The organism is Microcoleus sp. OTE_8_concoct_300 (assembly GCF_031383065.1).
Classification (GTDB): domain Bacteria; phylum Cyanobacteriota; class Cyanobacteriia; order Cyanobacteriales; family Microcoleaceae; genus Microcoleus.
On the sequence record NZ_JANMZH010000012.1, the window covers coordinates 1 to 12,545 of the forward strand.

The 12,545-nt window shown below is 43.0% G+C and carries 8 protein-coding genes and 1 pseudogene; 3 read left to right on the plus strand and 6 right to left on the minus strand.

All coding sequences use genetic code 11. The features are described 5' to 3' along the window. The first annotated feature begins 715 nt into the window (after positions 1-715). The 3 genes from ACUVJL_RS00715 to ACUVJL_RS00725 all read left to right on the plus strand — a co-directional run bounded on the left by ACUVJL_RS00715 (position 716) and on the right by ACUVJL_RS00725 (position 3,391). On the plus strand, positions 716-1,825 hold the full coding sequence (locus ACUVJL_RS00715; RefSeq protein WP_445244084.1) for a DegT/DnrJ/EryC1/StrS family aminotransferase: 1,110 nt from the start codon (positions 716-718) through the stop codon (positions 1,823-1,825). Continuing rightward, complete coding sequence (locus ACUVJL_RS00720; RefSeq protein WP_445244085.1) at positions 1,818-2,789, plus strand: hypothetical protein; 972 nt, start codon at positions 1,818-1,820, stop codon at positions 2,787-2,789. Before ACUVJL_RS00715 ends, ACUVJL_RS00720 begins: the two co-directional genes overlap by 8 nt. A 62-nt stretch (positions 2,790-2,851) precedes the next feature. Then, on the plus strand, positions 2,852-3,391 hold the full coding sequence (locus ACUVJL_RS00725) for a DUF1349 domain-containing protein (RefSeq protein ID WP_445244086.1): 540 nt from the start codon (positions 2,852-2,854) through the stop codon (positions 3,389-3,391). A 320-nt stretch (positions 3,392-3,711) separates the two neighbouring features. On the opposite strand, the gene ACUVJL_RS00730 is transcribed toward ACUVJL_RS00725, so the two are convergent. The 6 genes and pseudogenes from ACUVJL_RS00730 to ACUVJL_RS00755 all read right to left on the minus strand — a co-directional run bounded on the left by ACUVJL_RS00730 (position 3,712) and on the right by ACUVJL_RS00755 (position 12,447). Then, entirely contained in the window at positions 3,712-4,122 is a 411-nt protein-coding gene (locus tag ACUVJL_RS00730) for an ester cyclase (RefSeq protein WP_445244087.1), read from the minus strand. 148 nt (positions 4,123-4,270) lie between these two features. Further along, positions 4,271-5,218 carry an aldo/keto reductase family protein gene (locus tag ACUVJL_RS00735; RefSeq protein WP_445244088.1) on the minus strand — a complete coding sequence of 316 codons (948 nt, stop codon included), beginning with the start codon at positions 5,216-5,218 and terminating at the stop codon, positions 4,271-4,273. Between the two features lie 235 nt (positions 5,219-5,453). Beyond that, complete coding sequence (gene gntT / locus ACUVJL_RS00740) at positions 5,454-6,791, minus strand: guanitoxin biosynthesis MATE family efflux transporter GntT (protein WP_445244089.1); 1,338 nt, start codon at positions 6,789-6,791, stop codon at positions 5,454-5,456. Positions 6,792-8,235: 1,444 nt separating this feature from the next. Continuing rightward, positions 8,236-9,982 (minus strand): annotated as a pseudogene (locus tag ACUVJL_RS00745) (GAF domain-containing sensor histidine kinase); the annotation flags it as partial. A 307-nt stretch (positions 9,983-10,289) separates the two neighbouring features. Beyond that, the gene (locus ACUVJL_RS00750; protein ID WP_445244090.1) at positions 10,290-11,288 is read right to left on the minus strand and encodes a hypothetical protein; all 999 of its coding nucleotides are present in this window, start codon (positions 11,286-11,288) and stop codon (positions 10,290-10,292) included. A 142-nt stretch (positions 11,289-11,430) separates the two neighbouring features. Next, complete coding sequence (locus ACUVJL_RS00755) at positions 11,431-12,447, minus strand: ATP-binding protein (RefSeq protein ID WP_445244091.1); 1,017 nt, start codon at positions 12,445-12,447, stop codon at positions 11,431-11,433. Positions 12,448-12,545 lie beyond the last annotated feature (98 nt).

A 12,545-nucleotide genomic window follows, 5' to 3' on the forward strand; every position in this document is an offset into this window, starting at 1 on the left:
CTGTTGGGGAGATTTTGCCGGATGTGGAGATGGGATTGGATAGAGTGCGATCGATCTTATCAAAACCGCTAAGCTGCTACGCATATAAATTGAATACAGAGACGGGCTCTCCTGCCCGTCCCACAAGAATTGTAGAAAAATTGACTGTCAAATTAGATGCACAACAGCTTAGTACCTAAACCACCACGATCCCGGCGTATCGTGAAAAGACTTGCCAGCATGGATGCTACTGTCAGTGTGGAACGGCTGATGAGATAATATCATAATCCCTAGTATGTCACTTTGACCATAAAAAAAGGCTTTCGCCTTGCGGTATCGGGATTTTAGCCATTCTCAATAATTTATTCTTCGCCCGGCGAAAGCCTTACAAACGAATAGTCCGGACAAAATTTTGGGGGGTTTTAGCGGCCCAAAGCCAGAGCCTTCATAACTGCAACCATTTTAATCAAAGTCTGCTCAGGAGCTAACAAGCAAATACATCGGCGAATACTAGGATAACCGCCCTGTAAGGCTTACGGCTTCGTAGAAAAAATTGTCCGGAGTATTGATAAACCATTATTTCCAGAAAATTATCTACCGAAAGTCACAAAAGAGGGATAATGATTGCCTAAATGATTTAGCGTAGATCCCTTCTCGCATATCTTTGTTTCATCCTTTAAGGAAGTAGGACTGAGAAGATTTCCTTCAAAAATATCCTCTAACGAAATAGAATTGTATGATCCCTCAAATTCAACCTTGGATTGACGATAGTGAATGGCAAGAAGTTAAGCGGGTGATGGAATCAACCTACTTAACCGAGAATCAGGTGACAGAGGAGTTTGAAGCTGGGATTAAAGCTTTAACGGGGGCAAAGCACGCAATTGCTGTTTGCAACGGTACTGCTGCCTTATACTGCATCCTCAAGGCTTTGAATATTGGTCATGGAGATGAGGTGATTGTTCCCAACCTGACCTTTGTTGCTTCCTCGAATGCGGTGATTATGGCAGGGGCTAAGCCGGTCTTTTGCCCAGTTAGGGCAGATACCCTGTGCATTGATGTAGAGGCAGCCGCAGCACTGGTCAATGACAAGACCAAAGGGATTATGCCTGTCCATTTGTACGGTCAAAGTGCAGATATGGATGCGGTACTCGCCTTTGCTAAGCGCTTTGAGTTGAAGGTGATTGAAGATGCCGCACAGGCGATTGGAGTAGAGTTTAACGATCGTCATGTCGGCTATTACGGAGACGCAGGTGCCTTTTCCTTCTATGGCAACAAAACGATTACCTGTGGTGAAGGTGGGATTATTCTCAGCGACTGTGATATTATTGCCCAGACTTGCCGTCGGCTTAAGAATCATGGGCGATCGCGTCGCGGCACCTTTGTCCATGAACATATTGGCTTTAATTTTTCCATGACAGAAATGCAGGCAGCCATTGGTGTTGCCCAGCTCAGAAAGTTACCTGCAATTATTAAGCGCAAACAGCAAATTTATGAAGCTTACATGGCTGGTTTAGCAGATTTGCCCAAGTTGAAGCCGATCTTTATGGATCCACGGTGTAAGCCCGTCCACTGGTTTACCTCTTTTTTGACGGAAAACAGGGCTGAACTGGCTGACTATTTAGCCAATCGGGGAATTCAAACCCGACTATTTTTCTGTCCGCTTCATCTTCAACCTTGCTATCAAGGCTGGATCGATCCCAGCATGAGCTATCCCGTCAGTACATCTGCTTATGAGCGAGGAATTTCTTTGCCATCATCTTATAGTTTGACTGATGAAGAACTAGATTTTATCATCGCCGAAATTCACCAGTTTTATCAGCTTTGTGAGCGATTGGAAAGTGCTTGAATCTCCCCTCTCCGAAACCTCCGAATATCTTGCCTGCCGCGAGCAGGTAATTGCGGCCATAGCAGATTTGCCCCAGGGTAAAGCGTTATCTGAGGCGCTGATTGCAGGTCGCGACTTTCTTCACTGGATCCATCCCGATGAGGTGGCAGGCGTAACCAGAATTCAGGTGCGGGAGGGGCACGGTCCTCAAAATCTCAATGATGAGCCGCTTGACACGCAGTTCCATGCTTATTTGGAAGCGGTGATTAATCCCCAGATTCGTATTGGTCTACTCGCAGATGGCACTAAACCCAGCAGCTATGACGATCGCAAAGTCCGGTGGTCTGGGGTTGGAGTGGCTGGATTCTGGTCTCGCCGTCAAGACACGCTCACCCTGGAAGTAGGGCCCACTAGCTACCCACGTTGTCGTCTGGATTTGACTCGTCCTTCGTTGGAATCGCTAAAGCTGATGATGCGCGGACTGACAACTTACCAAGATCCCTACGCCTATTTTGCTAGGGGAATTGGCGTTGCGGTAGTTCCTCTGACGGAGGATGGTAATGTCTACATTGGTAAGCGATCGACTTCATTGGATTACACAGGCGTTCTCAATTTTGTGGCGGGTTGGGCTACATTTTCTCCTAGAGTTCAAGACATCAATTTTTATCAAGATGCTCAACGGGAATTGTGGGAAGAAGTGAATGTGGCCATGACCTTAAATAACACGAATACTCGGTTTATTGGCATATCTGGCAACCCGCTCACGGGGGAAGTTGATTTGGTCTTTGTGGTGCAAACAGAAATGTCCGATCGCCATTTTCGATCTGGTCAGTGGGACGAGCATTCTTGTTTGGTTGGCATTTGCAGTAAAGCTGAAGCTGAAGTTCTGCTGGAACATGGACTGTTACCCGGAGAGCAAGAACCTTGCACTCTGATGTTTTCCTCTCGCTTGGGCTTAGAATACTTAGTTCAACAGCATTGGTGAACGGTAGATAGAAAACACCTGACACCGCTGGCAATCAAATATTTTGAACAGGATGAAACTCTATGCAATGGCTCAATGAACCCTCCCAATGGACAGACTCAGGCGATCGTTTGATTGTCAAAACTTCTCCCAAAACAGATTTCTGGCGAATTACCCATTATGGGTTTATTCGTGACACCGGACATTTTTACTTTGATTCCATCAGCACTGATTTTGTTGTTGATGTCAAAATACGCGGCAATTACAAGGATCTCTACGACCAGGCCGGCCTCATGCTGCGTGTCGATGAAAAGCATTGGATCAAGACAGGCATTGAATATGTTGATGGCGTACAAAATCTGAGTGCTGTCGTTACCCATGACTATTCAGATTGGTCAGTCATTCCCTTGCAGAATCCCCCCGATGTTTTACACTTGCGCCTTGAACGCTCTAAAGAAGCTATCCAAATTTTCTACTTAAATGAAGCTTCTAACTATGCAATGCTCAGAATGACGTATTTACCCTATGAAACGCTTCAAGTAGGGGTTATGTGTGCCTCCCCAGACGGAGATGGATTCGAGGTGACGTTTGAGGATTATCAGGTCAATGCTACAGGATCATAATCTTCCTTTGGGCCCATATCGGTCAACCCCTTATATCAATTCCGGTAGCATCGTCAGCGGTAACATCCAGTCAACAGTCAACTATCACGGATGGTACAACCGGACTCGATCTAATTCATCTGCGTTAATCTGTGTTTATCTGCCCTCATCTGCGGTCAAAAAAAGAGAATATATCAACCGCAGATGACAAGGGATTGACGCTGATTCACGCAGATATTTTTAACCCAATTGAGGGATTTTGTTGAGCGATTGGAGTTTTTTTTTCTAAATTCATTCTCAGGCTTCCAAATCTACTGTATTGCACAGGTACAGAATTACGGCTAGACATTCTCAGAAGCCTGAATCTGGCTTACAATATCTGACATTGGCCAATATCCCCAGGATTCTGTAATCTGCTGGTTCTCAATCTTAAATATTTCTAAGGCCTCAAATTCTACTTTCACTGCACTGGCAGCCATACCAACAAACTCACCCAAGTGCGTAGCTGTAAAGTGACCTCGAAATACAACTTTGTCATTTTCCTCAATGAGATCGTCAATCACTACTTTGATATCTGGAAAGGCTTTGTGAGTCGCCTTCAGTATCTCAATCGCATCCTCGACGCTTCGCACTTGAGGTAGCCCATGATCTATATAATTCGGCGCAATATACTTATATGCAGCTTTGTAATCTTGATGGTTATAAATTTCAAAAAACTGTTTAACTACTTCCTTATTAGTCAGGCTATTCATACAATTTCATTTCTACTTTGACAGGTAAATCATACACGAACGCTGTTACTTTGTAAACTTGTCTTTTTGAGTTTCCCGAGCGATCGCATACATTTCTTAACATTTTCAGTAGTTTTGTGAAAGTTGCGTAAGTCCTGACCTACTTTCCTCACTTGTCTACAACTGATAACAGCGATCGATCAATTGCTGCCAATACGTCCGCATCCAGTTGTACTCCTGATGCAGCAGCGTTATCAACAATTTGTTCCGGACGACTAGCACCGATAATGGCTGAAGATACGTACTCAGACCGTAGTACCCAAGCCAGCGCTAACTGTGGCATACTCAACCCTGAGTCTTGGGCAATGGGTTTCAGTTTCTGTACTGCTGTTAGAATGCGATCGCTAAACAACTCCTCCAGCAAAAACCAATTCATTTTTTCATTTGCAGCGCGAGAATTTTGAGGTGGAACTTGTCCTGGCTGGTATTTGCCTGTAAGTACACCTTGAGCTAATGGCGACCAAACAATCTGACCAATACCATTAGCTGCACACAATGGAAAGACTTCAGCTTCCGGTGTGCGCCACAGCATAGAATACTGAGGCTGACTGGAAACAAAGCGTTCAACATCAGCAATATTGAACGCAGATTGAATTTGCTCTGGACTCCACTCGCTAAAGCCGATGTAACGAGCTTTTCCCTGACGCACTACCTCAGTGAGTGCCGTCATTGTTTCCTCCAAAGGTGTGTTCGGATCGTAGCGATGACATTGATACAGGTCAACATAATCGGTACGCAATCGATTTAAAGAAGCATCGATTTGTTTTCTGATCTGGGCGGCTGACAGTCCTTGGTCAGTAGGTGACGTGGGAAAGAAGACCTTGGTCGCTAGGATATAGGACGATCGCTCAATGCCTTGTAACACTTCCCCTAGAAATGACTCAGCGCCACCAGCCGCATAAGAATTAGAAGTGTCAATGAAGTTAATACCAACGTCAAAGGCTTTATAAATGCAAGCCTCTGCATTTTGCTGTTCTACACCCTCACAAATACCCCAGGAACCAAGACTGATTTCAGAAATATGCAATTCGCTGTTACCCAATTTTCTGTATTTCATTTGTATTTCTTATTTCACTGCTTTTTTTATCTGCATTTACTAAAAAATGAAGATAATTCGTCACAATAATTCTAACAGTCCAAGATACTATAGCGATCCTAAATCATTGGTAAATTTCTTACTCCCTCCCCGAAGCCGCGGGGAGGGTTGGGGTGGGGTAAAAAATTTATGACTCCTGCAAGGATTGCTATACAGGGCAATGATGGTTTTGGCGGTATTTTCAAGATAAATTAAATTATGAGTTGCCAATAGCCTCCTTTTCCTCATTTGATTGCAAAGTCATAGGTATCTGTATTCCCGAAACCAACGTGCAAGATAACATAAATACGGATAAAGCTAACCATAAAAACTGATTACTATGAAAATAAAAGGTTGATAAACATAGAAATATAAGTCCCAGTAAGCCACTGACCAAGTACGTATTGCGTACAGCAGAACCCTCACCCAAGCCAGAAAAATATCCATCTAGAATATAAGCAACTCCCGCGCCCGCTACAACAACGGGTATCCAAAGGATATAAATTTTAATTACTGCTATCAATTCTGAATGGCTAGTGAACAGATTAAATATAGGGTCAGTAAAAAACACAGCAGCTAGCCCAACTACTAAACTAATCACCAGATTAGTTGCTAATGCAATTTGCAAAAGTGGCACAAATTTATCTGTTGTTCCTTGACCTTGAAAGTTACCGATTAAAGTTACAGTAGCGTATTCTACTCCATCACACATATACATACTTAATGCAACTATTTGCAGGAGTAAAACATTTTCAGCCAGAATTTCAGTCCCCAATGTTGCACTAAAAGCATTGAAAAGGACAAAAATAGATACGATAACTATAGACCTAACAGATAGATTGCCATTCAGAACAAAAGCACTTTGCAATGCGGACAAATCTAGGACTTTTCCTGTTAAACTACCTATTTCTTTTAAAGAAAATTCACGGCTAATCATTACAAGCGCTACAAATAAGGTTAGATACTGGCTCATAGCCTGCGACAATCCCGCACCCATGCTTGACCAATCCCAAAGGACAATGTAAAGGTAATTCAGTGCAACATTAGCAACATTCCCAATAATAGTGAGTAAAAGAACTTTGCGGTTTTGTTCTCTTCCAAGAAACCAGCCAATTAAGACTAAGTTGAGGAAAGCCGCAGGGGCGCCCCAAATCCGACTATTAAAATAAGTAATACCAGCAAGTTGCACATCGGGAGTAGCGTTCAACAACATAAACCCTAGCTGCCCTAAAGGGTATTGCAGCAGCAGAAAAAGCATACCCAATCCCAAAGCGATTAAACCATTTTGTAGCCCTGCTAGAAGTATGGCTTCTCGGTCATCTCGTCCAACTGCTTGAGATGTAATTGCAGTTGTTCCTGACTTGATAAAAGAACAACTTTCGTAGAGAAAATCAAACAAAATAGCACCTAATGCCACTCCTGCTAAATAACTAATGTTTGACAGGTGTCCCAGGAAAGCTACGCTGATTGCACCCGATAAGGGTATTGTAATATTCGAGGCTACGTTGACAGCAGCCATTTTCAGAAAGCGATATAGAAAGTCGTATTGATGCAATGTTAAAGTCCCTTGGGATAGATACTCGAGTCTAGTTTATCAGTATTTTTTGCCTAATGTCAACTTGAAATGAAGTCAAGCAGAATAAAGGGAGGAGAATCAGGGAGCTACCTCCCTAGGTGTAGCGGCCCGCAATTATAAACAGTCCGGCCTGCAATTAAATAGGATTTATACCAATTTTTTATGAGGCCCCGTAGAAGCCGATCCCCCCTAGCCCCCCAAGGCATCGGGGGGGACAAGATTCCGATCTTTCGTCCCCAGTATTAAGGGGGATGCGAGGGGGATCGAGATATGTGCAACTTCACATTAAATTAGTATTACGCATTTACAAAATAGCTTAAATATGTATCAAGTGCTAAAATTATGGGATGCCTTCGGCCAGAGAAGTGGAGGCTATCACAAATATTTGCAAAAGCCCCATATATCCTGAGTTTTTGCCTGTCAATTAATCTTGAATTTAGCTGTCAGTTAATTTTTCGCTTTCCACCTACTTTTTGATTCAGATAATTTAGAATAAAATCACGGGCTACCTCAAGAGATACATTCCGTTGGATTTCATACCAATTATCAATCACTGCTTCGGCTATCATTAATTCTCGCTGTACAAAAGCCCGATTTTAACAGAAGAAATGGGTGAAAATAGCTGGATAAGTTCTGATCACAAATCTTTTAATTCCACAAAGTTGTTTGATGGCTATGTGCTTACATTCAATCCCCCAATGAATTGAATGTGTGGTCAGGCTATCAATTCTGGTTATTGCTTCAGTTTATTTGATGTCAAGCCAAAACATGATAAGCTGTTGCGACATTTAAATTGTATGTCCAAAAAAATCAAAGTCTTGTGGGGTGTCCCGCCCGCGGAGAATATACAATTTAAATGCGCGACAGCTTATAGTATCTCTCAATGCGTTTTTGAACATCTTCTGAAATACTTTTACTCGCCCGAAATCCTTGAGATGAAGGACTTACCCTTCTGGGGGAATTTCTAGATTTTTAATAGCAGTGTCTTTTCCGGGAGTAATAGCCACTTGGGGATTTTTAGCTCTCCCCATTATCAAACCTACTTTTTGGTTTTTCAAAAATTTCAGGTGTTCACGACTGCAATACCAACTATCTCTCCTTTTATATCTGTGGCTTTAATCGCTAAACTAACACTTCCGCAATCATTTCGCGAAAATAATCATTTTTAGTCTTAAGCTGTTCATCATTTAAATTTTCTAGACTATCTAAGCCACTAAAGGGTTTTAACCTCTGAAATACGCATTTTAAATGCACAACAGCTTAAACCCGCCCCAGCTTGGGCGACAAATCCGAATTGATATTTTTTGAATGGGATCGAACCTCATGTTAATTTGGGTTATTGGTTGGGTGGGGGCGGGTTTTTATAGATTGTTTGTGAGCCTCAAATTTTGTTGGTAAAACCCGCCCATACAGCACCCTTGCATTAATCAATGAAAATTTCAATGACAAACTCCGTTCCTTCTCCCAGTGCAGAAATACACCTCAGTTTTCCGCCGTGTTTTTCTTCTACAATTTGACGCGCGATCGCTAGTCCCAACCCAGTCCCTTTGCCCACGTCTTTAGTGGTAAATAGATGGTCAAAAATCCGATTTTTCACCTCTTCCGACATTCCGTTTCCGTTATCGGCGATGGCAATTTTTACTTTTTTACCTTCCACTTTCGTCCGAATAGTGATTTGATTTGGATGCGCTTGAAGATAGGCAAAATTTCGTCCTTGATTGGATTCTTCTAAGGCCTCGATCGCATTCGCCAGCAGATTCATAAATACCTGATTTAATTGTCCCAAATAACATTTTACTTTAGGAATTTTGCCGTACTCTTTGATGATTTGAATTTCAGGATGCTTTTCGTTAGCTTTCAGGCGATGGCGTAAAATCATCAAAGTGCTATTGATTCCTTCGTGGATATTGGCCTCAACTTTATGTGCCGTATCGGCGCGGGAGAAAGTGCGGAGGGAGGTGCTGATGTTTTTGATGCGATCGCACCCTATTTTCATGGAGGTCAACATTTTGGGCAAATCTTCTACTAGATAATCTAAATCTATTTCCTCTGCTTTCTCAATCAATTCTGCTTCCGGTTGAGGAAACTTTTCTTGATAGAGGCGCAAATAATCAATTAAATCTTGGACTCCAGCATTAGCTTCACTAAGGTTCCCGGCAATAAAACCAACGGGGTTGTTGATTTCATGGGCAACCCCTGCCACTAGATTACCTAATGCTGACATCTTTTCACTTTGGATCATTTGCATCTGAGCTTGCTGAAGTTCATTCAAAGTCTGCTGCACTTGATGATAAAGGCGGGCATTCTCCAGGGCGATCGCCGCTTGGCTAGAGAGAAAATTCAGCACGCTTGAGGCGATCGCGACTAAACACCCCACTGGTTATCCGATTTTCTAGATACAAAATGCCGACCAAATTCCCCTGATTTAGAATTGGCAAGCCCAGCAAACTCTCCGGTTGGTGGTGCTCTAAATAATCGTCAATCACAGGCAGATCAGTTTTGAGGTGATCGATGGCAACTGTTGCTAGGGTGTTTTTGACATACTGAATTAATTTAACCGGAACAGTGGGATTGTTCTCTAGCGGTGACCTTTGCAGGCTAATGTGTTCCCAGGTAGCCATCGCCCGCACTTGCCATTGTCTATCTTGGTAGAGCATCAGTACACAGCGATCGGCTCCCGAGTTTTGTAGCATGGTTTGGGCCAGAATTTGCACCAACTCATCGAGGTCGATCGTGCTAGAGATGACTTGAGAGATTTGCAGCAGGGTCGAAAAATCTAGAGCATGGTTGATGGAGGTGCTTGAGGTAATTTGCTGGCTGCTCGAAGAAATAGAGGAGGTGGTATTGGTGAGCGTGGAGAGGGTTTCAAAAACAGTGAGGGGCTGGACTGTCTCTTGTAAGATGGGGCGCAGCAGATGGGGATAACGTTTTTCTAGGTCATCGGTTTTCGCTTTTGCTCGCCAGCGGGCGTAACAATAGTATGCTTCCTGCATATAGCCTGCAGCGACTTTTTCTTTGCCGCAGTCGAGGTAGAATTTAGCGGCGAGTTCGTGGGCGAGGGCTTCTTCGTTGAGGAATTGGTTTTCTTTAGCGAGTTGAATGGCGCGATCGTAAAACTCAGCAGCCTGCCATTTTTCTTCAGCAACACGAGCCATCTCCGCCTCTAAAAGCAGAAATTTGGACAGACAGTTTGTAAGGATTCAGGTCATGTGAAAAGCAGTAAAACCTATACGGTGTAACCATTTGATCGAATAATCATCAAATATCCATTCTTATTAAGAAACCCTGAAAGCTTTTATTTTCGTACCTATAGCCTTTCTCAGAAAGATGAGGTACTCATGGGCATAGGGCATAGGGCATAGGGCATAGGGCATAGGGCATAGGGCATACCTCACTTTTCTGAGAACCGCTATATTGAGAATCAAGCTGTTGATTTAGCGAAGGCTTTAATTCTAGAAGTCCTTCTGTGACTACGTTTCAGATACCTGAATCCTTACGACAGTTTTCAGGACTGTTATCTGCCCAAACTTGAAGTTGTTCCCGATTCTTCTGAACAACTTGTTGATAATCTTTTCGTTGTTCCTGGGCTGCTACCCCATAAAGTTGCAATACACTCAAAGACTGATAAAAACAATGCAGTACAGGTTGAAATTGCCCATAGAGTGCATTAGAAAACTCTGCCGCAGCTACTAACATTTCATAAGCCTTAGCATAGTCACCATAGGTGAAAAACAAAAATGCTTTAGCGAAATAGTATGTACTACTGCCATAGCCATAGCCAATTTCATTGAACGTTGCTAGTGCCGACTCTTCATCAAATGTTTTAGAGCTAAGGCTATACTTCCCTATCGTTAGCCCTTGCAAATTCTCTAGGAGCTTGCACTGAAGAATTAGGGCAAACGCTGTCGTAATCTCCGTCCGTTCCGCAAAGCTGATGTACTTTTCATGTCGAGCCAGCAAACTGTGAATATCGCTGGAGACGATCGCCTGCTGCCAGAAACTGAACAGAGCACTGTGATGACACCAAGAAAAATCGCCTACCTCCATTGCCCCCTGATAAGCAGCTTGTTGCAGAGCAAGATTAGAACTAACGTGCTTGCGCCAATGGTTGATAAAGTTGCCGAACGACATATAAATTTTGCCATTGAGGGTGGTGTTATTAAATTTTTCATTCACCTTTAACCCTAAAAGTCCAAACTCATAGCCCAATTCATAGTCTTGAAAGCGTTGGCAGAGAATTGTGCCATACCAAACATAAACAAAACCCGCCACATTTGTATTCCCGTATTGCAAACAGAGATTGGTCATGTGTAAAACAACCAAGACTAACAACTCCTGATTAGTTAGGTAAGTGGGCGGTACCATGTTCATTAGCAGTTTTATCTGCATCTGGCGTTCTTCATCGACAATGAGTGGTGCGTCGATTAGTCCTGCAACTGCGCGCTGATTTAAAGTTTTTTTAACTTCCCGAGCCATCCCTTCTAACTCTGCTTCATTTTGCAGAATCGCCAGCTCTAATCCTAATAGTTTTAGTCCTTCGATTCCTACCTAAATCGCTTTTTTATACAGGGCATTATTTTGATAATGAGTTAGCTGGATCGCAATAATTTTGGCTCGATCAAGACTTAATTGGGCATAAATAAATGCTATTTTTATTAAATTTTTCAGCTTCCTCAAAATTACCTGCCAAAAATTCAGATTTAAGGCTTTCTAAATACATTGTAAATGTTAATTTATAAGCAGAATCCCATTTATTAGCTGGTAGGAAACTTAAACCGAAAGCTAGATATCTTGTCGCTGATTCATAAGCAGTTGAGAGTTTAGCTCTCTGCCCTGCAAAGAGGCTAATTTTAGCGAGTTTAGTTCGTTCTTCCTGCTGCGTTATTAGCTCCGAGCCAATGATAAAATGATTAATAATATCGAACACTTCTTCTCCTCTTTCAACCTCTGAAAAATTCGGAAGAAGTAACTGTCCAATTTTGAGATGGGTTGCTTGCTTTTGGTCATCGGGAATTAATGAATAAGCAGCTTGCTGAACCCGATCGTGTAGAAACTTGTAGTGAGGTAATTGAGCGGCTGTCGTTGGCAACGCGGGGCTGGTTGTCCGCTCTTCTTTCCCTATATAAAACTTGTAAATTTCACTCGTTGGTAAGATGAATCCTTCTTGCAATGATTTCCACAAATCCGCAGCAGTTTCTTCCGGCGACTTCTCGCTGACTACCGCCAATGTATTCAAATCAAACTGCGCTCCAATGCACGCAGCCAACTTCAGCACATCCTGAGTTTCTGGCGGCAACTTCTGCAATTGCACCGCCATAAACTCCACTACATCATCGGTGATAGTTAGGGCTTTGACTTTGGCGATATCGCACTGCCACCCCCCTGTTACCCCCCTCTCTCCCCCTTGGGTAAGGGGGGATGTTACCCCTTTCTCTCCCCCTTGGGTAAGGGGGGATGAAAGGGGGGTGGGGTCAAATGCAATCAGCCCATCTTCCTGTAGCGCTCTAAGAAATTGCGTGGCAAAAAATGGATTGCCTTTGGTTTTTTGATAAACTAACTCGGTTAATGGTTGAGCAAGAATGCCATCGCACGAGGGAGCATAACACTTATGCGATGAGTACAAATACTCAGACATACCCTACCCCTCATTAGTCCATAATTAAATATGTTTACCACTATCGCAAAATTATGAATCCAGAGAAACAAAGAAAGCTGCAAGAATATACCAGAGCA

Bases quoted from the DNA above. Each gene is read 5' to 3' on its own strand.
- ACUVJL_RS00715 (WP_445244084.1), top strand. From the start codon at position 716: ATGATCCCTCAAATTCAACCTTGGATTGACGATAGTGAATGGCAAGAA.
- ACUVJL_RS00725 (WP_445244086.1), top strand. From the start codon at position 2,852: ATGCAATGGCTCAATGAACCCTCCCAATGGACAGACTCAGGCGATCGT.
- ACUVJL_RS00730 (WP_445244087.1), bottom strand. From the start codon at position 4,122: ATGAATAGCCTGACTAATAAGGAAGTAGTTAAACAGTTTTTTGAAATT.
- ACUVJL_RS00735 (WP_445244088.1), bottom strand. From the start codon at position 5,218: ATGAAATACAGAAAATTGGGTAACAGCGAATTGCATATTTCTGAAATC.
- ACUVJL_RS00750 (WP_445244090.1), bottom strand. From the start codon at position 11,288: ATGGCTCGGGAAGTTAAAAAAACTTTAAATCAGCGCGCAGTTGCAGGA.
- ACUVJL_RS00755 (WP_445244091.1), bottom strand. From the start codon at position 12,447: ATGTCTGAGTATTTGTACTCATCGCATAAGTGTTATGCTCCCTCGTGC.